Source organism: Cellvibrio polysaccharolyticus (assembly GCF_015182315.1).
In the GTDB taxonomy this organism is placed as follows: domain Bacteria; phylum Pseudomonadota; class Gammaproteobacteria; order Pseudomonadales; family Cellvibrionaceae; genus Cellvibrio; species Cellvibrio polysaccharolyticus.
Genome location: NZ_PRDL01000001.1, coordinates 3,246,195 through 3,268,422, shown reverse-complemented (window position 1 = coordinate 3,268,422; position 22,228 = coordinate 3,246,195). Strand labels below are relative to the sequence as shown.

Below are 22,228 nucleotides of genomic sequence, written 5' to 3'. Positions count from 1 at the left end.
CCTCGCAGGAAAGTCTTCGCTTTCGCCAGTAAACTCAATATAATAATGAGAATTATTCGTTTTATTGGTTTCCGTCAATCCCTCCGGCTCATCGCATCCATGAATACACCCACTTCCCGTTCGCCTGCGCGAATCCGTTTTACTCTGGCTGATTTTGGGCGCATGGGAGAGCGCTACGGTTTTCGCTACGACATGCCGGACACTTGCGATAAACGACTATCGCCCGAGCAAATCTGTCTGATGGAGGGATTCATTCAGGAATACACTTTGCCATCCGGCCCGGTGCTGATTACGTCAGACGTTATTGCCCGCCATCGCTACACTGCCCCCCAACGGCAATTATAAAAATGAAGAATGGTTAATTATTTTTTAAAACTGCTGACTCCATGCACTGCCACCAATAAAAGATAATAACCTCAAAGACCCCATTAACATACCCGGGGGTTTCGTTTGCAAAGAATGGTTTAATATCCCTGTCGTTAAAGCATCCCATTCCGCCAATCGGCACTTTTTTATATGCAGCATAGGATTTTTCTACGTTTCCAGCCTCCAAATGATTGAGACAACACTTTATAGTGAGCATGTGGACATGCGTCTCTTCGATTTCATGCTGCACACAAAATGTATAAAGTGTATGTGTGGATCTTTTAAGTATTTGAATGCCGCTTTCTGTAAATTTCATTTTGAATACTCGGTAACTTAGCGTCTCTCATAGTGCCTATTGACATTATGTTAGTTAGTTTCGGGCGCATCACTCAATAATCCGACATTGCTATAGCCAGCTTCATGCAGGCGTTGTAATGTGTTCTGAACTCGTTCGTAGTGTACTTCGCCCGATGCAAATAAAACGACTTGCTTCCCATCGCTAGACTCCGAGGGTTCTACTTCTGCCAGCAGAGCAATAACATCAATCCCTGAACGCCCCTCAATTCTGAACTCCTCAGGCAATACCGTAATTTCAATTAATTCAGCAGACGTAGACTCATCTCCGAATTCAATTTGAGGAGTGAGTGCTGCGGTTAGAATAATCGCAGCCAGGTTCGCATAAGGTTGGTAAGGGAGTTTGATCAAAGAATATTTGCGAAAGTAGCCTACAGAAGTTAACCCGCCCGCGAGAATGGTAAACGCGATGAGGCCGACTGATTTGAGGTTGTCAACCCAAACATCGCTTGCCGTGCTGTATAAGGTGAAACTACCGAATAATAGGAGGGCAGTAAAATAGAGAAAGCTCATGGCGAGCAAGAAAATAGAAACACTGGCAAGTATCCTTAACAGCATGGTATTGCTCCTTGTACAACTGGATTTTCGTGAAAGATGACTGGTACACCAGATGAAAAAATGAATGCTCTCAATTGCCAAATCTATTGCATAGGCTGGTTTTTTGAAAAGCACTCATTTTTATTGGTATCACAGTTCTTCTGCCGAAAAAAATTAGCCGATGCTCTCAGTGGTTGGCTGAGCTTCTTTCCGGGGTAGGTTTTCTACAAATGTCGCTTTCACTCTTTTTGAAAGGAGCATGTAAGGAACCCAGACAATGCCCACGGCAATGGCTCGGGAAAAGTTTTTTATTGTTTCTGGGTCAAACATTTCCGTATCTGGAAATGTTTTTGTAACAACCCAAGCATCCAGGGGAATAAATATCAAATATGCGACTAGGGTTCCTATGTACAATTTTGGGAATAAGTAATGCTTGGAAAAGAAGAGATATACCAAAATAATGGAGGCGACAAACATAATGACGTTAAAGGTGATTTCGCCGACTAACAAAGAGCTGAGGTAGGGGACATAGAATTCAGCCCCCTCTGTAGTTAAGTCTTCCCAGGTTACGTTTTCAAATACTGGCTTGTAAGTTGACACAAGGTTAACAAGCAATCTGAAAGGGCTCATTACAACCCCGATCCCAACCAATATTAGCCAGCCGCCTAACCCTTGTAATTCTCTATTATTTTCCATTCGTTATCTCCCTGTGCTTAGTCTGTCGAGTTTCTGTGATTCGGCGTCAGTCACGGATGATAGTCTTGGCGCGCATTATTGCAAGGTTTTTTCCATTCTATTTCGACATAGAATATGCTTGTAAGCATTTAATTGAACTTGCCTATATTGAGCTCCTATCTGCACTAATTGATCTCAATTCCCCTTCAAATCACTCTTTCCTGTATGTACTCCACGTAATACAGTGGCATCACAATATGCTGTTTTTCCTCCGGCCCTGATCCCTGGGTTCCTGTCAGTTTGATAGTTTTATGCGGGTTGCATTTGGTGATGTAGGACTGCAAGGATCTTGCACGGGTGCGCTTGCCGCTTTTGACTTCAATCGGTACCAGGTCGCCGGTTTCGTTAGCGATGATAAATTCAATTTCCGCACGGGCGTCCGTCCAGGAATAGCTTGGCTCAATCCCTAAAGCGGCCAACTCCTGCTGCACAAAGTTCTCCGCGATGTATCCCTTATATTCGTAAGTTTGCTGCTTTAACTCCCGGTAGCCGCTGTTCAGCATGTGGTTGAGCAAGCCGGTATCGAATAAAAACAATTTTACCCGGTTATCTTTTTGGTAGGCCGCCAATGGCGCTTTGGGTGTTCCTTCAACCGGGTAATTTTTCAGTGCCAATCGGCATCGGTGTAGCCAGTTGATGGCCGTTTCAAAATCGGCGTAGCGCGATTTTCTTTCATCCACGCCTTTAAAACGGAAACGTTTAACCGATTCATCCATGACCGATGAAAGCTGTGAGGGGATATTGTTGAATACTGCCTCTATGAGTTGGGCATCGGCTTTTCCTGCGTACTTGCCAAAGTCGCGTTGATAACCGGCAATCAGATCTGCATGGATTTTTTGTACAGCATTAATGCGTTCAACAATGCTTTTTTCATTATTGCCAAACCAGCTCGCGACCGCTTCAGGCATACCACCGGTAAAGTAATAATCGGTTAATTTGTCGAACAGTTTGTTGTGCGCTACGGCGGAGTTGGCTTGTGACTCGTAAGCCTTGATTAGTGCTGGCTCATTGGATGCCCACAAAAATTCCCGAAAGCTGAGCGGGCGCAGGTTGTGTTGTTCAACTTTTCCCACCGGGAAACTATTGAGCAGCCCGATATTTGAACCGCTGGCGGCTACAAACCAGTCCGGTGTTTTCTCGGCAAAATATTTAAGTGCAGTCACTGCTCTTGGGCATTCGCCAATTTCATCGAGAATCAATAAATCCGATGCCGGGAAGAAAACCTGACCGGTAATCAACTCAATGCCGGAAATGATGTCTTCCGGCGTGAGTGATCCTGCGAAGGCATCTGCCAGTTGCGGGGTTTCGAGAAAGTCCACACGCAACACACGGGTGAACTCCCTGCCCAATAATTCTTGCAACAGGTAGGTTTTCCCTGTTTGTCGCGCGCCATCTATCAGCAATGGCTTACGGGTTTTCTGTGACTTCCATGCCAACAGCTTCTCCAGCAATGAACGTTTCATGAGTAATCAAGTCCTCTTGTCGCTGGCTTTATACAAAATTACGCGCATATAAATGTGGATATTTGCATTATTATGCGCATAAAAATGTGGTTTTCAACTTAATTATGCGCATTAAAGTGTTTATTCACTGATTCGAAGGAGTAAAGCGGGGTTTTAAGCGAAATGGAGGGCAAATGAGCCAACTTGGGGAATAGGCTGTATAAAAACCTGATGCCACAAGGGCGCCAAGGCATTATTACCCGTGAGGGGTAGCAGCTTCGCTTAACCCTCTATCGGTTGCAGTGCCTGCACACCCATCAACGCCAAAATCTGCATTTGTGCAGCATTCAAAATGGCGCTGCGTTCGGTTTCGTCGGGGAGCATGCGGGCGAGGGTGATGGCGCCTACCAGCGAGGCGAGGATGGCGCGGGCGCGGTCGCTGATCAGGCCGGGGTTGAGTTCGAGTTTTTGCAGGCGGCTGATGGCGGTGATGCGGTTTTCCAGCAGTTTGCGCAGGTGATCGTAAGAGTTTTGTAACAACGGGCGGATACGTTCGTCGTGTTGGCCAATTTCATTAAACAGCACGGTTTCCGGTGCCGGTTCCAGGTTCTCCTGCTGGCGTAGGTTGAGGTAGCTGGTTGCCAGAGCGATCAGTTTTTTAACCGACAGTGGTGCTTTAACCAACCGCGCCCGGCCGCGATCTCTCAGCGTTTCCAGAAACGAAGCCGAAAACAGCGCCTCCTTGGATTCAAAGTGCGCGTAAAATGCCCCATGGGTCATGCGCGCTTCTTTCATGATCTGGCTGATGGAAACCTTCTGAAAGCCGTAGCGAAAAAACAGCTCCGTGGCCGACTTGAGAATACGGGCGCGGGTTTTGATTTTTTGATCTTTGGGGTAGGGCATGGTGTGTCAGTACCTGAATATGATCTTGATCATAAGGTGTTGAGGAGTAGAGTTAACTCTTTAATTTAAGAGCAACCCAACAACTGAGCGAGACAAGAGGTATTTCATGAATTCACCCATCGTAGTCACTGGTATGGGCATGGTCAGCCCTCTCGGTTGTGGTGTCAAGCCGGTCTGGCAGCGGCTGATTGTCGGCCAGTCGGGTATCGGTTTTATTGACCGTTTCGACACCAGTGAATTCCCCATCCGCATTGCCGGTCTGGTGCCGGATATCAGTAAAGATGCCGAAGCCGGGTTCGATGCCGATGCGGTAATCGAGCCCAAAGAGCGCAAGAAAATGGACTTGTTTTCGCTCTATGCGCTGGCCGCCGCGCAAGAGGCATTGGCGCAAGCCGGTTGGCAGCCGCAAAGCCTGGAAGACCAGGAGGCGACTGCCACCATTATTGGCACCGGCATCGGCGGCTTTCCTACTATTACACACGCACAAAAAACGCTGGATGAGCGCGGCTATCGCAAGCTATCGCCGTTTACCGTGCCCGCGTTTCTCGCCAACCTGGCGGCGGGTAATGTATCTATTCGTTATGGATTCAAAGGTCCGCTGGGCACCCCTGTTACCGCCTGCGCTGCCGGGGTCCAGGCGATTGGCGATGGCATGCGGTTGATTCGCAGCGGCGAAGCCAAAGTGGCTTTGGTCGGTGGTACAGAAGCTTGCGTTGATCCGCTTTCGCTGGCCGGATTCCATGCGCTGAAAGCGCTATCGACCGAAGCAAACACACCGCAAACTGCCTCGCGCCCCTTTGATGCGCAACGCAACGGTTTTGTGATGGGCGAGGGCGCCGGTTTGTTGGTCATCGAAACACTGGAACACGCATTGGCGCGCGGTGCTACACCCCTGGCAGTATTAAGCGGTTACGGCACCAGCAGCGATGCACACCATATTACCTCCGGCCCCGAAGACGGAGCCGGTGCCGCAGCCGCCATACGCCGCGCACTGGCGATGGCAAACTTGCAGCCCACCGATATTCATTACGTAAACGCCCACGCAACGTCCACACCGGTCGGCGACCGCGCCGAAGTCGCCAGCCTGCGCGCTGTATTTGGCGAACATCTACCGCAAGTGCCGGTTTCTTCCACCAAATCCGCCACCGGCCATTTGCTCGGCGCAGCTGGCGGCGTAGAAAGTATTTTCACCATCATGGCGACCATTAATGATCAGCTGCCAGCCACGTTAAATCTGGAACAAGCGGATGAAGGTTTGGAGGATCTGGATTTGGTATCGCTGAAAAGCAGAAAACAGCACATACAACATGCGCTGTGTAACGGCTTTGGTTTTGGTGGGGTAAATGCGGCGTTGTTGGTGAGTAAATGGGAGAAGTAGTTTCATTTACGCTGGATGGGCTCGTGATGCCTACCACCAAAAGTGGACAGTCAATTAACTTTTAAAACGTGCCTCAAACTTTTCAGGGCTTAAACAACCATTGGTACTATGGCGGCGCACTCGATTGTAGTCAACTTCAATGTATTCAAAAATATCTTCTCGTGTTTTTTCTCGATCCATGAGCGGCTCACCGATTAATAACTCCACCTTCAATGAGTGAAAAAAGCTTTCTGCACAAGCATTATCCCAGCAATCACCTTTGCGACTCATGCTTTGAATTAGTTCGTGTTCGGAAATTTTATTCCTGAATGTATTGGATGCGTACTGGCTTCCACGATCACTATGAACAATAACGCCTTTAGGAAACTTTCGTCGCCATAGCGCCGCCATGGTTAAAGCATTGCAAACCAAATTAGCATCAATACGCTCACTCATCGACCAACCAATAACTTTTCGTGAAAATAAATCAATCATCATCGCCAAATATAACCAGCCCTCCGTGGTTTGAATATAGGTGATGTAGCTTAAACATTTCTCATTTGGCTTGCTGGCATTGAAGTTTCGCTCAAGCAAATTGGGCGCAACTGGATATGGGTGATTGCTATCGGTAGTCACTTTAAATAACCGTGCAGCCTTCGGCACTAAACTCTGTCTTTTCAGGCTTTTTCGGATGGTTTTGATATTTAGCGATTCTCAAGACTCCTGCAAATCCACTGCAATTCTCTTGGCTCCACTACGCGCTTTGCTGGCATCAAAAGCGGATTTAACCAGGCAATCAATACGCGTTCTTTGCTGTTCACGCATTACTGGTCTAACGCTATTGCTGAGCCACTGGTAATACCCACTTGGCGATACGCTTAAAACATGCGCCATGCGTGTTATTGAAAAAATAGCACTGTGCATACGCATAAATTCAAAACGTTTTATCGTTGATGCTTCGCGAAGTAGATGGCCGCCTTTTTTAGAATTTCAAGCTCCTCCGCTTGCTCGGCCAACTGGCGTTTTAGGCGGACATTTTCTGTTGTCAGCAGCGACTCTCGCTCGCTTAATGTTCGCTGCTATTGATAGCAGTTCGCCAACTGTAGAGCTGGCTTCTGTGAATGGCTAGCTGTTCGGCAGCAGCCGTTACGCCAACGCGCTCCGCCAGTTTAAGCGCCTCTGCCTTGAACTCGGATGAGTGCTTCTTGTTCGATTGTGTGGTTGGTTTCTTTCTCATAGGTCACCTCTGGGGTTATTTTAACCTTTTTGGGGTGTCCACATTTGGTGGCAGGGATTATCCACTCTGGATAGGGTGGATGGACTTCGGTGTCCGTTTTATCGGGTAAAGATCAGACCCATTTGGATGTTCCTAGGTGGTCAGTCTTTTTACTTTTAGAGTTTTCTCATTAACTCCAACTACTTTTGACAGTGTTGTATCAAGCTATTGAAAATATTAGTGAGGTCAGTCATGGAATGGAAACCTTATTGGGATTTCTGACCTTATTAAATTCGATGACAATTTAAAATTGGTTGCTTTCAATTTTTATGCTCTAACTCGGAGTTTTAACGCCGCGCTCTGCTATAAATTTGGAATGTGGCGGAAAATTTATTCGACAACAGTGTTTTGTTGCGTTGTGAATTTTCCTTCCACATTCTGGCAGTTTCTATTAAGGATCAAATTAATGATCGGTTTGGGCGACGTTCGTAGCAATCTATTAGGTGCTGCAACTCTTTATCTACATCTTCTAGCTCGTTAATTTTTTTATTATCGATTAGATGTTTAGTTAGTTCCTTAAGCGTATATAGTTGAGATGAAAAAATTCTCCCATCACGAAATTCCTCCAGGTAGGAATTAAATTTCATAATTGAGTCCAATTTAAAATCTTTAAACCCTGCTGCGATAGACCAAAGTTCAAACTCCCAATTATTAATTTCTTTTGAATTTTGTTTGGAAATGATTCTTAAAATGAATCTCTTAATCATATTTTTAACGGTAGAATTGGAAATATTAAAGACGCTGTAAAGCAGAGATCTAGAAAAATTACGCTGCTCCTCTGGTGGGTATGTTTTAAGCTCAGATAAGAGCCGGCGGATTCGTTCCACATCAGTGTATTTACCTTTTGCTACTTGGATGTAACCGTATAAATTGCTTATAGAGCCGCGAAGTATCGCGTGATGATCCCAAGCATGGGCTTTTTTGAAAGTAATTTTGTCAATAAGGGTGTTTAAAACTGCTATAAGTATGTCAGTGTCTATATCTCGATTAAATAAACTATGTTGATGAGCTAAAAAGTCGTTTATTGCCTCATAAATTCCGATGGTTGTTGAAGGGCTATAAATCAATCGGGAAAACTCGCTTATAACTTTCGAAATAATGGTTTCACTTAAATCAATTAATGCCAGTATCCGCACGCAGTTCTCAAATCCGGTTTCATAATTGTTACGCAGACTTCTATCTTGTATTAATAGGTCGGTAAATTTTGGCAAAATGGTAGAAATAATCCATTGAGTGTGTTCATCACTGATCTCTAAGTAAGGCTGGGTGGAGTCTTTTCTCTTAAAGAATGTGCTAAGCTCTGACTTAAGCTCTTTTGAAGAGTAAAATTGAATGGCAGAGTAAATTTCATATTGATTGAGTTTTACTATATTTTTAACTGATTGACGGAGTATTGAAATTTTTACAAAGTCTCTCATTACTGCATTGTAAGGTGCGTAATGATCAATCATAATGTGATTTTTCAAAGCAAACATTAACAGGTTGGTATGTGTAGAAGCTGGTTCATCTGCATTGTTATTAAAGCTCACACCTCCTGCCCTTATCATTTTAACAGTGTTGGTAAGTTCAAGTATTTTTTTTGAGCATTCGTAAGCTTTCTGATGGACGGAGTTTAGTGATAAAAAGTCATATAAAACTTGATTCTTTTTTATTTCTGCTCTTGGAAATTTAAAAAACTCATCTTGAAGGTCTACTTCAAATTCTTTTTCAAATTTACTTTCTTGATCTGAAAAAAGAGAGTGCTTTAGTTTCCAAAGTATAGAGTTTTTGTTGAACAGTGCTATTAATAGCACTGAGTATATTCGATGCCTTTTGCAGGCCAGAATAATTTCTGAATTTTTTTTGAATGCTAATTCATACTCTCCATCTCTATAGCTCTCATACGATTCTGATGATAATAATTTTACAAAATCGTTGCTTTCGCATTCGCATTTTGAAAAAGAAATATGCTCTCTATCTTTCAATTCTAGGCTTTCAGATGAGTCAATTTTATAATTTACAAAGTACCTGGTTTTTCCAAGATGATGCTCATCGGGTAAAGCTACGCCTTTGATATTGGCAAGAGATAATATAAAAAATATGTCATTGAACTTAGGGTTCTTTCGATAAAATTCTTCCTTTTCTTCTGGGCTGGAACGCTCTAGGGGGATAAGGATATTTAAGAATTTTTCATGAATAATTCTTATGGTCTCACTGTAGTCAGTGGTCAATGTTCCATTAGATTTGAATAGCTCAAATACACCTAATCCATCAGTGTCGTAAAGGAGGCCACAGTTTGTTATTGCTCTTTTAATTTGATTGTGGCTGACCGAATTTTGCTGCTTTAGGTGCTTTAGACGGTCATAAAAAAAACTGATAACTTCTTGGTCATCATGCGTGAATGCTGCGCTGTCGTCATTAATTATAGATGTTAAAAATGACTGGGTTAGTGCTGATCTTCCCTTTAAACTTTTAATATCATTAATAGAATAATTTTCACTGTCTACCACTAATGTGGTAATTCCATGATTCCTTAAGTAGCTTTCTTGAGATTTATCCGTTAAGAAGCTTACCAAATACATAGGCGGGACTGATTTGGAGTGGCTTTGTATCCATTTCGTTATATGTTTAAGGTTTATGTCGTTATAGGAGTATCCTAAGAAAAGAACTGTGTGTGTCGAGAATATAGATTTAATGTAATTTTCAATTAGTGGGAAGTTTCTTGAATAATTAATATAGTCATCTTCTTTAAAGACAATGTTGTGGTTTTTGAAATCCCCATGGATTTTAATAAACTTGTTATGGCTTGTTGATTTCACCAAGTCATTATCTGTGCAGATTGTGTCATATAAGTGGCCTTCTTGCTCAATTGCATTTTCGATAATGCAGTCCCAGTTTGTGGTGATTATTACGTGTGGGTTTAACTTCAAAATTGTGCGATGTAAACTCGATGGGGCGATGTCTTCAGGAAAATATTTTTTCAATGTTTTGTTGTATTTTTGCTCTCCAAATTCAAGATAATGTAGTTGAGCTAGTTTTAAATAGTCAAGGTTTTCAGTTATTGCTAATTCTGATTTAAGTTCATCAATTAAATCATTCCACGAAGGTAGGCTTATGTAATCAGTGTCAGAGCTTTTTGATACGCCTGAACCTACAAATATAGCCAGTCTGTCTTCTTCATTGGCTTGCCTAATGTTTTTAATATATACATTTTTTAGGTGCATTATAAATTCCCTTTGGTTTTCGGCAATCGATTTAGCTCGAGAAAGCGTTAATGTTCACTTTGACTTGAAAATAGTCTCTTGTACAGTGCTGTATCGTATAGCATTTGTATGACGAGCATGCTCGTCATCAATCCTTGAATATATTTAATAAACTGAATTTAGCCGCCTGAGATACTTGGTTTTGATCCCGTTCTTCCTTGTGATGCCAAGGAAAAAAACGTGCGTACGCGTTATCCCGATTGATCGTGTCTGCTATTTTTTTGAATCGCATGGATGAGTGGCTGACTTTAAAGTGATTTTAAAAAAATCAAGAAAGATAATGAAAGCTGTACAAAATAAACAAGCGCTTCATTATCTTTTTTTGTCAATGCATCACATATCCTTGAGCATATAAAAAATATTACACATATAACACCACTAACTCACCGTAAATTTCCCCACCAGTTGATCCAGCGTTTGCGTTGAGTGCTTCACCTGCCGGGCGCTGTCTTGCAGTTCGTTCATGACCAGGTTTAATTCTCCCGACGCACTTTCTGCGTGGCGGATGGAGGTGTTGTAGATGTGACTGCGTTCGTTCAGGCGGGTGATGATGTTGAACATGCTTTCTACCGCCTGGTGCAGTTCGGTGTTTTCGGCGTTGGCAGATTCGGCGTCGCGCAGGCGTTGGTCTACTTCTCTTACACCGCTTTCCATAAAGTCTACTGCGGCACGGGTTTCCTGTTGTAGGCTGCTTACGGTGTTTTGAATGTCCGATGCGGCGTCGGCGGTGCGGTTGGCGAGGGAGCGTACTTCGTCGGCCACCACGGCAAAACCGCGGCCGGCTTCACCGGCGCGCGCTGCTTCGATAGCGGCGTTTAACGCGAGCAAATTGGTCTGGCTGGTGATGGCGGTAATCATGGAGACGATATCGCCAATGTCTTTCATGCGGCTGTCGAGGTTTTGCACCCGTTGCGCGGTGGTGTCTACCACTTTGCGAATGGTCAGCGTGCCTTTTTGTGCGGTTTCAAATTGTGCCCGCGCATTGGCGACGACTTCATCCATAGCACCTTTCATGGTGTGTGCGGTGTCGGATGCCTGATTGATTTCGGTGAGCTGTTCTTCCACCAGCGTTAGCATGCGGCCAATTACATCACTCACTTCGCGGCTGGTGTGTTCTGCTTCGCCGGTGCGGGTGAGCATGGTGTCGTTATTATTTTTTACGGTGTTGGTACTGCGAATAATCTGGCCAACAATGCCGTCGAGGCTATCTAGAAAGCTGTTGAACCAGCGCCCCATGTTGCCGGTTTCGTCGGGTTTTAAATGTTCGGTGTTCAGGCGTTGTTTCAGATTGCCTTCACCTTCGGCAATGGTGCGGATGATTTGCGTGGTGTTGCGCAAACGTTCGGCAACCCGTTTCGGGCCGGTGTTGGCGAATATCAGCGAAAAAATTCCCAGTAGTACTGCATTAATTCCCAGTGCCGGTAACAAGCCTGGATTGGCGTAATGCTGAATCAAGGTGGTGCTGGTGAGCAGTGCGATGACCGTGAGTAAATAGCTGTTCACCAACCCGATGCTGATGGAGCGGCGACGATAGACTTCTTCGAGATCGCCTTCGCACATCATGCCCCAGCGATCCGGCGAGCCTGGCAATTGAAAGGTAACGCCTTTGCCGATTACCGGAATATGGCGGTAGTCGGAATAGCCGGGGTAGGTGATGTACAGGTTGCTGCCCTTTGCCATGGTTTCGCGCACGCCCGGGTGCAATTGCCCGGTGGCCGGATCGGTAAAGCGCAATTCCAGTTCGGTATGGTGGTTAACCCGCACCACGCCCCAGGCGGTGTGAATACCTTGCTTGAGGTTTTCGCCGTGAGAAAAGGTGCTGTCTTCAAAGCGCGAACGCGACAGCGCCGTGCCGGGCTGGATATTGTTGTCGAACCCTGGCTTGACCATAAAAATATAGTTATCGCCAGACTCCGGGTAAACATGGCCGGCTTCGCGCTGGATCAAATCGCCGATCACATCGTTGGGGACCCGCCCGCAAATGCAGCCGATGGTTTTACCATTGACCATTAGCGGCTGATAAAACATCAGCGTAACGGCATCGTGAAAACTGGAGGTAGACGGGCCGAGGTCAAGCGTTACTGCGTCACTATAAGGACCATGCAAAAACGGTTTTTTTAAACCTTCTTGCAATGCGCGTGCAAGTTGCTCGCCTTTATGGTTTGCACCGGCGCGATCGGCGCGGGTGGATGCCAGAATATGACCCTGGCTATCCACAATAAATAGCTCGGAAAAGTCGGCCACTTGTCGGCCACAGCGCTGCAACAATTCCGACCATTGTTCGGTCGGGTTGGTACTGCATTGGCTGGCGAGATCGGCCAGATGACCCCAATGGCTCACCGCCCATTGCTGCAAAATTTTTACCCGCGTGGTGGCGATACTTTCAAAAATCTGCTCAATAACGGGGTAAATGGTGCGGTTCAGATAACAGGACCAGCCCAGGCGAATTTTGCCGTTTCTACCAAAAATGGGTAGCCAGCGTTTTTCGGCCGAAGACAAGTTCATTTGATGGCTTTGCAGGGATGCCATGCAATTTCTCCATTACAGTTAATCGGTCGTTGCCCTTATAAGATTTACCGGCATTGGCTCACTTCCGTGTGTCATTGTATTGTCAGGCTGGAGCGATCAATTGTACGGTGCAGGCGACTCGCTTAACTTAAAGAGGGTGCTCCATAATAAGCAGCTGTCGCCTGATTCGACAGTACACGCATGTTTTCTCAAAATCAACGTTCTTGATGGGGAGCGAATACGAAAAATACGCCTGTGTGTGAGCGCTAACTGTTGCGGATGGACGCTATGGCTGCGGTTCAGCGGTATGTATACAAGTATCTATGAATCAATTGCCCCTTATTGAGCTGCCAATAAACCCGGCTTGAAGCCGCGAAATTCGTCAGAATTGATGAAAAAATGTACTGGATATGCGGGTTAAGGTGACATATAGTGTGCGCCCCGCAGTGCATCGCCATTCTGGCAAGCCGGTTTTTCCCCTACAGGTTCTTTATGTTTCTCTTCAATCAGCGAAAAAAGGCGTTGGAGCATTTAATCCGTGAAAAGGATTATGTAACCAACGAGCTGGGGTCTTTGAAAAACAATATTGCTTATATCGAATTTTCTACCGAGGGTGAAATTCGGCATGCCAATAAAATTTTTCTCGACATGATGGGTTATGGACTTTCTGACGTGGTAGGAAAACCGCACCGTATTTTTTGTTCTGCCGATTATGTAAAAACACCGGATTACAAAAAATTCTGGATGGATCTGGCCAGAGGCGTTGCGCAAGAAGATACCTTTTTGCGTAAAAAAGCGGACGGTAGTGATGTGTGGATTGAAGCTCAATACATCCCGATTAAAGATGTCGACGGCAATGTGGTTTCTGTTATCAAGCTGGCTTTTAACGTAACCCCGCAAAAGCTGAAGCTGGATGATCTGGATGCGATGAACGTGGCTTTGCACCGTTCTACCGCCGTTATCGAATTTGATGCAGAAGGAAACGTGTTAACCGCCAACGATAATTTTCTCAAACTGTTTGGCTATTCGCTGGCGCAGGTTCGCGGCAAACACCACCGCCTTTTTTGTACAGAAATGTTCTATAAAGAAAATCCGGATTTCTGGCTGCAACTATCCCGCGGTACTTTTCGCTCCGGGATGTTTGAGCGGGTTTCATCGTCCGGCGCTACGGTGTGGGTAGAAGCAACCTACAACCCCATTTACGATTCGGCCACCGGCAGTATTCGCAAGGTGGTGAAGTTCGCTTCTGATATCACCGCCGAAGTAGAGCGGCATCAGGCCACGGCGCGGGTTTCCCAGCTGTCGTTTTCAACCGCCGAAGAAACCGCGCAAATTGCCCGCCAGGGGGCTGACTTGCTGCGTGTGTCGGTGAATATGTCTACCGATATCAGCAGCGAAGTGACCGATGCCAACACCATTTTGCTGCGCCTGAATGAACAGGCCGCGAGTATTGCCGCCATTGTATCGACCATTCGCAGCATTGCGGAGCAAACCAATTTGCTGGCGCTTAATGCGGCGATTGAAGCTGCCAGAGCTGGCGATCAGGGCAGGGGGTTTGCGGTAGTTGCCGATGAAGTAAGACAACTCGCCGCCAGAACCAGCGCTTCTACATTGGAAATTGAAAAAGTCGTTGCCGAGAATAAAACCCTGACTTTGTCGGTTACCGAAAAAATGAAAACGGTAAAAGACAGTGCTGAAGCGAGCAAGTCGCAAATCAGCCAGGTAGACCGCGTGATGTCTGAAATTTACGAAGGCGCCGTGAATGTTTCCCAAACGGTTTCTACGTTGGTGAAATAAAATTGACGTAAAACGGACAGAATGGCACTTGCCTGCAGCCCGTAAAAATAAGGCACTTTGTCAATAAGCTGAGCCGATGTAAACCATCGGCTTTTTTGTGTCCGACTTTCAGGTTTTTAACGTGTTGTCACTTTAAGGTGGCGCTACTTGCTCCGTCGGTTGCCAGCCGCCGCCCAAAGCTTTGAATGCACTCACTGCTGCGCGTGCCGATGCGGTTTGTGCCATGGCTTGCGCGTCTGCGGCGCGCAACAGTTCGCTGTCGGTGTGCAATACCTCTATAACGCTGACGATCCCGCCTTCATAGGCTGCAAACGAGGCTTGCCGTGCAGCGCGAAGTGCGTCCACGCTTTGTGCCAACCATGCCACTTGCTCCTCGCTTTTTACCAGCGTGGAAAACGCATTTTCTACATCTTCCGTGGCTTTCAGTACCGCCAGGCGATACGCGGAAAGCAGTTCGGATTCCTCTGCCCTGGCGGCGTTAATTTGCGCATTGATGCGGCCAAAGTCGAACAGCCTCCAGCGCAGCCCCAACACCCCGGCCGCCTGGTTGGCGTTGTTGGAAAATACATTATCGCCGGATACCGACGTGGCGCTCCCCACCAGGCCACTCAAGGATAATTTGGGATAATACTCGCCGATAGCGGCACCAATACGCTCGTTGGCGGCCGCAAGGCGGCGTTCGGCAATGATCAAATCGGGTCTGCGTCTTAACAGCTCCGCTGGCGATGCGTTGCTGGCGATCCCCGGTGCTATGGGGATAATACCGGTGGTTGAGAGTTCTTCTTTATACGTGCCGGGTAACGCACCCAGCATAATGTCCATGGCGTTCATGGCGACTTGCAGGCCGGCTTCCAGCGCTGGTATCGACGCCTGAACTTGCGTGAGCGTACCTTCCGCCTGCTGAACCTGGCGTTTGGCAGCCAGCCCCTTCTCATGCAGCAAGTTCAGCATCCTGACCAGCTCTTGCTGCTTTTCCACTTGCTCGCGTGCCACGTCAACGCGGGTTTGCAAACCGCGAATACTGATATAGATATCGGCGCTTTGTGCGGCTACGGCTAACCGGGTTGCTATGGCACCGGCTTCCGAGGCCTGGTAACCGGCCAGCGCGGCGCGGCGTTCCCGGCGCAAACTGCCAAACAAATCCACTTCCCAGCTGCCCGCAAGGTTGGCCTCGTACAGGTTGCCGTAACGATCAAAGTCAGGTGTGGCATTGAGAAGTTGCCCTTGTGGCGTTTCTAGGGATTGAAAAGCGCGGGTCGCCTGGCCGCTGACGCTCGCCGCTGGCAGCAGCGCTGCGGTGGCGGCGCTAACACTGGCCCTTGCCTGAAGCACACGGGCCGAGGCTTGTGCCACATCCAGGTTTTGTTCCAGCGCGAGGGTGACAAACCGGGTGAGCTGCGGGTCTGCAAAGCCTGCCCACCATGTCACTATGTCAGCATCGACAGCCGCCTTACGGTTTTCCATCGCGCTCTGGCTCTGGAAGTGTTCGGGGGTTGCCACATCGGGCTGCACATAGTCGGGGCCGACGGCACAGCCAGCAAGGCTGCAAGCGAAAAGGGCGGTGGCGAGAAGGGTGGGTTGCATGGTTTTACCGTCATGGGGAAATTGTTGTGACTATAATACGTTTTGGTCACTCATTGTCAATATTTCCCCTTGTGAGTAAACTGCCTGCATGAATACATTAAATGATGCACCAGCTCCCGCACGCGGCCCGGCCGAGCATGATATCCGTGATCAGATTGTGGTTGCGGCTACCGAACATTTCAGCCGTTATGGCTATACCAGGACCACGGTATCGGATCTCGCCAAAGCCATTGGCTTTTCCAAGGCTTACATCTACAAATTCTTTGAGTCCAAGCAAGCCATTGGCGAGATGATATGCACCAACTGTTTGCGGGGTATCGAAACAGAAATTCGCGCTGCTGTGGATAGCGCGGATGGGCCGCCGGAAAAGCTGCGCCGGCTGTTTAAAACCGCTGTAACGGCCAGTCTTCGGCTGTTTTCGGACGAGCGTAAGTTGTATGAAATTGCCGCCTCTGCCGCGACCGAAAAATGGCAGGCGACGCTGGATTATGAAGTGCGCATCAAAGGGTTGCTTCAGGATATTTTGCTGGCCGGGCGGCAGTCGGGGGATTTTGAACGTAAAACGCCTCTTGATGAAACCGCGACAGCCATTTACCTGGTTCTGCGTCCTTACCTCAACCCATTACTGCTGCAACATAATTTTGACCACACCGATGAAGCGCCGGCGCATCTTTCCAACCTGGTGTTGCGCAGCCTTTCTCCCTGATACCTGCGGATTTTCATGGTTGTGACTATTGACTAAATTGGTCACAAGAATAAGAATGAGAGCCTCGTTATATTATCAAGAGGTTTCTCATGGCTCGGTTCAGCCTTATTTCATCCGCGGTCATTCTCGCATCACCCTTCCTGCTGGTGGCTTGTGGTGGAAAATCACAACCTGACTCGCGCCTTGAGGCTCCGCTGGTTCGCGTTGTCGCGGTGAAGGACGCAGGCATAGCATCACGCTCATTTTCAGGCATCGTCGCCGCGCGGGTGCAAAGTGACCTGGGTTTTCGCGTTTCCGGAAAAGTGCTGGAACGGTTGGTAGACACCGGGCAAACCGTTAAAAAAGGCCAGCCTTTGCTGCGTCTTGATCCGGTTGATTTGAAGCTGGCGGCAACGGCACAGCAGGAAAGCGTGACAGCAGCCAAAGCCCTGGCGAAGCAGGCGAACGAGGACGAAGCCCGTTACCGCGATCTGCGCGGCACCGGTGCTATCTCCGCGTCGGCGTATGACCAGGCTAAAGCCGCTGCCGACACCGCCAATGCCAACGTAAGCGCGGCTATCGCACAGGCGCGGGTTTTACTCAACGCAACGCTGTACGCCGAGCTGGTTTCCGACGCCGACGGCGTGGTAATGGAAACCCTGGTTGAGCCCGGCCAGGTGGTGAGCGCCGGGCAAGCCGTTGTCCGCCTGGCTCATGCCGGGCCGCGTGAAGCCATCATTCAATTGCCGGAAACCCTTCGCCCTGCCATAGGTTCTGTTGGGCAAGCGACCTTGTTCGGCCCGCAACCGGTTGCGCTCCCCGCCACTCTCCGTCAGTTATCAGACACCACCGACCGTGTAACCCGCACCTTTGAAGCGCGATATGTGCTGCAAGGCGAGCTGGCAAACGCGCCGCTGGGCACAACCGTAACGATCAACATTGCGGATGCGCAGCTTGCGTTGAGCAACAGCTTGCAAGTGCCAATGGGCGCCATTTATGACGCGGGTAAAGGCGCGGGTGTGTGGATCATTAACGGCGATACCGCCACGGTGAGTTGGCGTTCGGTGGCTATTCAGCGCTTGAATGATGAAGGTGCGCTGGTGACCGGAGACATTCAACCGAACGATGAAATTGTCGCCCTCGGCGCACATCTGCTTCATGAAGGTATGGCTGTCCGGTTTGCTCAGGGCGCTAACCTGAATACGGCTGCGGTTGATGGAGTGGTATTACCATGAGCGAAAGTCGTTTCAATTTTTCCGCATTGGCGGTACGCGAGCGATCCATCACGTTATTTCTGATTGTGCTGATCTCGGTGGCCGGGCTGGTATCATTTTTCAAATTGGGGCGCGCGGAAGACCCGGCATTTACCATCAAGGTAATGACCGTCATCACCGCGTGGCCCGGCGCAACCGCGCAGGAAATGCAGGATCAGGTTGCCGAGAAAATCGAAAAGCGCCTGCAGGAACTGCGTTGGTACGAACGCACCGAAACCTACACCAAACCGGGTTTGGCGTTCACCGTTTTAACCTTGCTCGACAGCACACCGGCAGCCGAGGTGCAGGAGCAATTTTATCAAGCGCGCAAAAAAGTAGGCGATGAAGCCATCAACCTGCCGCCCGGCGTGATTGGCCCGATGGTTAACGATGAATATGCGGACGTAACCTTTGCGTTGTTCGCGCTAAAAGCCAAAGGCGAGCCGCAGCGTTTGCTGGTGCGCGATGCAGAAGTGTTGCGCCAACAATTGTTGCATGTGCCGGGCGTGAAAAAGGTCAACATCCTGGGCGAGCAGCCCGAGCGAATTTACGTCGAGTTTTCACAAGAGCGCCTTGCAACCTTGGGGGTTAGCCCGCAAGCAATTTTTGCCGCGCTTAATAATCAGAATTTGCTAACGCCCGCTGGCTCCATAGAAACCAGCGGGCCACAGGTTTTTATTCGTGTCGATGGTGCGTTTAGCGAACTCCAAACCATCCGCGATACGCCCATTGTTGTACAAGATCGAACACTGAAGCTTTCCGACATTGCCGAGGTGAAGCGCGGTTATGAAGACCCGGCAACTTTTCTGGTTCGCAATGGCGGTGAACCCGCCTTGTTGCTCGGCGTTGTGATGAAAGAAGGGTGGAATGGGCTTGACCTGGGCAAAGCGCTGGAAGAAAAAGTGGCTGCCATCAACGCCGATATGCCGTTAGGCATGAGCCTGACCAGCGTTACCAATCAGGCGGTTAACATTGCTGCGTCTGTCGATGAATTTATGATTAAATTTTTCGCCGCCTTGATGGTAGTGATGCTGGTGAGCTTTTTGAGTATGGGCTGGCGCGCCGGTATCGTGGTGGCTGCTGCGGTGCCGCTAACCCTCGCGCTGGTTTTCATTATCATGGCGATGACCGGGAAAAATTTTGACCGCATTACCCTCGGGTCACTCATTCTGGCGTTGGGGTTATTGGTCGATGACGCCATCATTGCCACCGAAATGATGGTAGTAAAAATTGAAGAAGGTTTCAGCCGCGTGGCCGCAGCCGCCTATGCCTGGAGCCACACGGCAGCGCCCATGTTGTCGGGCACGCTGGTAACAGCCGTGGGTTTTATGCCCAACGGTTTTGCGCGATCCACCGCCGGCGAATACACCAGCAATATGTTCTGGATTGTCGGCATTGCGTTGATTGCCTCGTGGATTGTTGCGGTCATTTTTACGCCTTATCTCGGCGTGAAATTGCTCTCCGGTATCAAGAAGGTCGAAGGGGGGCACCACGCGCTTTACAATACGCCCCGCTACCATCAAATGCGTCATTTGCTGGGTCGCATTATTGCTCGCAAAGGGCTGGTGGCCGGTGTGGTAGTCGGGTTGTTTGTGTTGGCGGTGCTGGGGATGGGGATCGTCAAAAAACAATTTTTCCCTATCTCTGATCGGCCCGAAGTAATTGTGGAAGTGCAAATGCCTTATGGGGCGTCCATCGAGCAAACCGGCACGGCCACGGCTGAGATAGAAACCTGGCTGGCGAAACAGGAGGAGGCTCGCATCGTTACCTCCTACATTGGCCAGGGGGCTCCGCGCTTTTATTTTGCGATGGGGCCGGAATTGCCTGATCCATCGTTTGCCAAAATTGTTATCCGCACCGATAGCGAAACCGAACGTGAAGCGCTGAAGCACCGCTTGCGTAAAGCCGTTGCCGACGGCCTCGCCGCGCAAGCGCGCGTGCGCGTTACGCAACTGGTATTTGGTCCTTACAGTCCCTTCCCCGTAGCTTACCGGGTTACCGGCCCGGACCCTGAAAAACTGCGCCTAATCGCCGCCGATGTGCAGCAAGTGATGCGTGCAAGCCCGTTAATGCGCACGGTTAATAGTGATTGGGGTTCTCGCATACCGACGCAACACTTTGTACTGGATCAAAACCGCTTGCAAGCCATGGGGCTAACCTCCAGTGACGTGGCGCAGCAACTGCAATTTTTCCTCAGTGGTGTGCCGGTAACGGTGGTGCGTGAAGACATTCGCACGGTGCAAGTTATCGCGCGTTCCGCCGGTGATGCGCGGCTCGACCCGAGCCGCATCGCCGACTTTACCCTGGCCGGTGCCAACGGCCAGCGTATTCCGCTATCACAACTGGGTGAGTTTGAAGTGCGCGCCGAAGAGCCGGTAATCCGCCGTCGCGACCGCCTGCCGACGATTACTGTACGCGGTGACATTGCCGAAGAGTTGCAACCGCCGGATGTGTCAGCCGCAATTACCAAACAGCTGCAACCGCTGATGGAAAAATTGCCGGAGGGCTACCGTATTGTGGAGGCAGGCTCCATTGAGGAATCCGGTAAAGCATCGGCGGCAATGTTGCCGCTGTTTCCCATCATGGTGGCCATCACGCTGCTCATTATTGTTTTTCAGGTGCGCTCGATATCCGCCATGGTGATGGTGTTTCTTACCAGCCCGCTGGGATTAATCGGTGTGGTGCCCACGTTGCTTTTGTTTCAGCAACCTTTTGGTATTAATGCGCTGGTGGGGTTGATCGCATTATCAGGAATTTTGATGCGCAACACGCTGATTCTGATCGGGCAAATTGAGCACAACAAGCAAGCGGGGTTGGCACCTTTCGATGCGCTTGTTGAGGCAACCGTGCAGCGCGCCCGCCCGGTCATTTTGACGGCGTTGGCCGCCGTTTTTGCGTTTATTCCGCTTACCCAGTCGGTGTTTTGGGGCGCGCTGGCTTATACATTAATTGGCGGTACGCTGGCCGGTACGCTTCTCACCTTAATGTTTCTGCCTGCAATGTACGCCATCTGGTACAAAATCCAGCCGCAAGCGGCTGGTTAATGGGTTGTCCCGTCCTTTAAGAGGTTGACACCGAATCGCAAAACGCCCGATAGATTTGATCGGGCGTTTTGTATCAAACGCGAATGTATTTTGCACTACGGCTGGTTCTTTTCCGGCCCTTGTGTCTCGCTGCGTTAATAGTGAATAACGGTTGCGCGCCGGTTATATGTTTTGACACGCGCCGGCTGGTTCAACATGGCAAAGTTTTAACAAAATCTATAAACGCACGCAGTGGTGCTGGTAGATGGTTCTTGCCGGAGTAATATAAAAAAGGCCCAGTGAAACTCGGCCACCAATCCTCTAATAGCGGTTGCAATTGGCCGCTGGAAAGATGCGGGGTTAACCATTCTTCAAACAGGTAAACGATTCCGTGCCCGGCTATAGCGGCACTCACTGCCAGGTCGGCGGCGGTCGGGGTAACAATGAGGGGGCCGCCCGGTTCCAAGGTCAGCGTTTGCCCGTCACGCTCAAACTCCCAGGGTGGCATGGCCCCGCTGAGAAATCTGCCTCGCAGACAAGCGTGTTGTAACAGGTCGCGTGGGTGTACGGGTAGGCCGCGCTGTTGCAAATAAGATGGCGCGGCGGCCACAGCAAAACGTTGCGTGCGCGGACCAATAGGGACGGCAATCATGTCCTGTTCGAGATGCTCACCATAGCGGATGCCTGCGTCGCAGCTGCTGGCGCCCACGTCGATAAAATTATTATCGACAACCAGCTCCAGTAAAATGTCGGGGTAGGCCTTCAGAAAGCCGTCTACTATCGGCTGCAGGAAAAAACGCGCGGCAATTACCGGCACATTCAAGCGCAGGGTGCCGCGTGGACTTGCGCGCAACTCATTTAAAACGTCCAGCGCGCTGGATACTTCACTCAACGCAGGGCGTAACCGGTTCAGTAACAATGTTCCGGCTTCGGTCGGCGTCACGCTACGGGTGGTGCGCACCAGCAACCGAATTCCCAGCTGGTTTTCCAGCCGCCGCATGGCTTCGCTAAGTGCCGAGGCTGAGTGTCCGCCCGCGCGTGCCGCCTGACGAAATCCGCCGTGTTGGACAATCAAAACGAAAGCGGTCAAATCAGCCATGGAGTGAAGTTCAATGCTCATTGGGAAAACCTGGTGTGCGGAATTTCGTACAGCCTGTACGTGATTG

At 49.0% G+C, this 22,228-nt stretch carries 14 protein-coding genes and 2 pseudogenes; 6 read left to right on the top strand and 10 right to left on the bottom strand.

Going from position 1 to position 22,228, the window contains the following annotated elements; genetic code table 11:
- The first annotated feature begins 99 nt into the window (after positions 1-99).
- Positions 100-345 carry a hypothetical protein gene (locus tag C4F51_RS13820; RefSeq protein ID WP_193910749.1) on the top strand — a complete coding sequence of 82 codons (246 nt, stop codon included), beginning with the start codon at positions 100-102 and terminating at the stop codon, positions 343-345.
- A gap of 13 nt (positions 346-358) precedes the next feature.
- Here C4F51_RS13820 and C4F51_RS13815 read toward each other — a convergent pair whose 3' ends face one another.
- From C4F51_RS13815 to C4F51_RS13795, 5 genes are all read right to left on the bottom strand, one after another.
- On the bottom strand, positions 359-682 hold the full coding sequence (locus C4F51_RS13815; protein WP_193910747.1) for a hypothetical protein: 324 nt from the start codon (positions 680-682) through the stop codon (positions 359-361).
- A gap of 50 nt (positions 683-732) precedes the next feature.
- Positions 733-1,278, bottom strand: a complete 546-nt coding sequence (locus C4F51_RS13810; protein ID WP_193910745.1) for an ExbD/TolR family protein — start codon at positions 1,276-1,278, stop codon at positions 733-735.
- 153 nt (positions 1,279-1,431) lie between these two features.
- A complete protein-coding gene (locus C4F51_RS13805) occupies positions 1,432-1,953 on the bottom strand; it encodes a DUF2569 domain-containing protein (protein WP_193910743.1) in 522 nt (173 codons plus the stop codon).
- 185 nt (positions 1,954-2,138) lie between these two features.
- Positions 2,139-3,455 carry an ATP-binding protein gene (locus tag C4F51_RS13800; RefSeq protein ID WP_193910741.1) on the bottom strand — a complete coding sequence of 439 codons (1,317 nt, stop codon included), beginning with the start codon at positions 3,453-3,455 and terminating at the stop codon, positions 2,139-2,141.
- Positions 3,456-3,716: 261 nt separating this feature from the next.
- Positions 3,717-4,337 carry a TetR/AcrR family transcriptional regulator gene (locus tag C4F51_RS13795; protein ID WP_193910739.1) on the bottom strand — a complete coding sequence of 207 codons (621 nt, stop codon included), beginning with the start codon at positions 4,335-4,337 and terminating at the stop codon, positions 3,717-3,719.
- A 106-nt stretch (positions 4,338-4,443) separates the two neighbouring features.
- Between C4F51_RS13795 and fabF the strand changes: the two genes are divergently transcribed.
- The gene (fabF, locus tag C4F51_RS13790) at positions 4,444-5,715 is read left to right on the top strand and encodes a beta-ketoacyl-ACP synthase II (protein ID WP_193910737.1); all 1,272 of its coding nucleotides are present in this window, start codon (positions 4,444-4,446) and stop codon (positions 5,713-5,715) included.
- 54 nt (positions 5,716-5,769) lie between these two features.
- Here fabF and C4F51_RS13785 read toward each other — a convergent pair.
- The 3 genes and pseudogenes from C4F51_RS13785 to C4F51_RS13775 all read right to left on the bottom strand — a co-directional run bounded on the left by C4F51_RS13785 (position 5,770) and on the right by C4F51_RS13775 (position 12,741).
- Positions 5,770-6,931 (bottom strand): annotated as a pseudogene (locus C4F51_RS13785) (IS3 family transposase).
- 437 nt (positions 6,932-7,368) lie between these two features.
- Positions 7,369-10,173, bottom strand: a complete 2,805-nt coding sequence (locus C4F51_RS13780) for an SIR2 family protein (protein ID WP_193910735.1) — start codon at positions 10,171-10,173, stop codon at positions 7,369-7,371.
- Positions 10,174-10,590: 417 nt separating this feature from the next.
- Complete coding sequence (locus C4F51_RS13775; RefSeq protein ID WP_193910733.1) at positions 10,591-12,741, bottom strand: methyl-accepting chemotaxis protein; 2,151 nt, start codon at positions 12,739-12,741, stop codon at positions 10,591-10,593.
- Positions 12,742-13,212: 471 nt separating this feature from the next.
- Between C4F51_RS13775 and C4F51_RS18360 the strand changes: the two are divergent.
- Positions 13,213-14,445, top strand: a pseudogene (locus C4F51_RS18360) (methyl-accepting chemotaxis protein); the annotation flags it as partial.
- A gap of 204 nt (positions 14,446-14,649) precedes the next feature.
- On the opposite strand, the gene C4F51_RS13765 reads toward C4F51_RS18360, so the two are convergent.
- The gene (locus C4F51_RS13765) at positions 14,650-16,101 is read right to left on the bottom strand and encodes an efflux transporter outer membrane subunit (RefSeq protein WP_193910729.1); all 1,452 of its coding nucleotides are present in this window, start codon (positions 16,099-16,101) and stop codon (positions 14,650-14,652) included.
- A gap of 88 nt (positions 16,102-16,189) precedes the next feature.
- Here C4F51_RS13765 and C4F51_RS13760 point away from each other — a divergent pair, with 88 nt between their 5' ends.
- From C4F51_RS13760 to C4F51_RS13750, 3 genes are all read left to right on the top strand, one after another.
- Positions 16,190-16,807, top strand: coding sequence for a TetR/AcrR family transcriptional regulator (locus C4F51_RS13760; protein ID WP_193910727.1), 618 nt, complete (start codon positions 16,190-16,192; stop codon positions 16,805-16,807).
- 89 nt (positions 16,808-16,896) lie between these two features.
- Positions 16,897-18,021, top strand: a complete 1,125-nt coding sequence (locus C4F51_RS13755; protein WP_193910725.1) for an efflux RND transporter periplasmic adaptor subunit — start codon at positions 16,897-16,899, stop codon at positions 18,019-18,021.
- Positions 18,018-21,083: an efflux RND transporter permease subunit gene (locus C4F51_RS13750; RefSeq protein WP_193910723.1), complete on the top strand. Its 3,066-nt coding sequence runs from the start codon at positions 18,018-18,020 to the stop codon at positions 21,081-21,083. The genes C4F51_RS13755 and C4F51_RS13750 overlap by 4 nt, the downstream gene beginning before the upstream one ends.
- Positions 21,084-21,273: 190 nt before the next feature.
- Here C4F51_RS13750 and C4F51_RS13745 read toward each other — a convergent pair whose 3' ends face one another.
- Positions 21,274-22,182 carry a LysR family transcriptional regulator gene (locus C4F51_RS13745; protein ID WP_193910721.1) on the bottom strand — a complete coding sequence of 303 codons (909 nt, stop codon included), beginning with the start codon at positions 22,180-22,182 and terminating at the stop codon, positions 21,274-21,276.
- Positions 22,183-22,228 lie beyond the last annotated feature (46 nt).

What these genes read in the sequence shown, in the direction of transcription:
- C4F51_RS13815 (WP_193910747.1), bottom strand. Translation starts at nt 682, where the DNA reads ATGAAATTTACAGAAAGCGGCATTCAAATACTTAAAAGATCCACACAT.
- C4F51_RS13795 (WP_193910739.1), bottom strand. Translation starts at nt 4,337, where the DNA reads ATGCCCTACCCCAAAGATCAAAAAATCAAAACCCGCGCCCGTATTCTC.
- C4F51_RS13805 (WP_193910743.1), bottom strand. Translation starts at nt 1,953, where the DNA reads ATGGAAAATAATAGAGAATTACAAGGGTTAGGCGGCTGGCTAATATTG.
- C4F51_RS13820 (WP_193910749.1), top strand. Translation starts at nt 100, where the DNA reads ATGAATACACCCACTTCCCGTTCGCCTGCGCGAATCCGTTTTACTCTG.
- C4F51_RS13745 (WP_193910721.1), bottom strand. Translation starts at nt 22,182, where the DNA reads ATGAGCATTGAACTTCACTCCATGGCTGATTTGACCGCTTTCGTTTTG.
- C4F51_RS13810 (WP_193910745.1), bottom strand. Translation starts at nt 1,278, where the DNA reads ATGCTGTTAAGGATACTTGCCAGTGTTTCTATTTTCTTGCTCGCCATG.
- C4F51_RS13750 (WP_193910723.1), top strand. Translation starts at nt 18,018, where the DNA reads ATGAGCGAAAGTCGTTTCAATTTTTCCGCATTGGCGGTACGCGAGCGA.
- fabF (WP_193910737.1), top strand. Translation starts at nt 4,444, where the DNA reads ATGAATTCACCCATCGTAGTCACTGGTATGGGCATGGTCAGCCCTCTC.
- C4F51_RS13780 (WP_193910735.1), bottom strand. Translation starts at nt 10,173, where the DNA reads ATGCACCTAAAAAATGTATATATTAAAAACATTAGGCAAGCCAATGAA.
- C4F51_RS13765 (WP_193910729.1), bottom strand. Translation starts at nt 16,101, where the DNA reads ATGCAACCCACCCTTCTCGCCACCGCCCTTTTCGCTTGCAGCCTTGCT.
- C4F51_RS13800 (WP_193910741.1), bottom strand. Translation starts at nt 3,455, where the DNA reads ATGAAACGTTCATTGCTGGAGAAGCTGTTGGCATGGAAGTCACAGAAA.
- C4F51_RS13775 (WP_193910733.1), bottom strand. Translation starts at nt 12,741, where the DNA reads ATGGCATCCCTGCAAAGCCATCAAATGAACTTGTCTTCGGCCGAAAAA.
- C4F51_RS13760 (WP_193910727.1), top strand. Translation starts at nt 16,190, where the DNA reads ATGAATACATTAAATGATGCACCAGCTCCCGCACGCGGCCCGGCCGAG.
- C4F51_RS13755 (WP_193910725.1), top strand. Translation starts at nt 16,897, where the DNA reads ATGGCTCGGTTCAGCCTTATTTCATCCGCGGTCATTCTCGCATCACCC.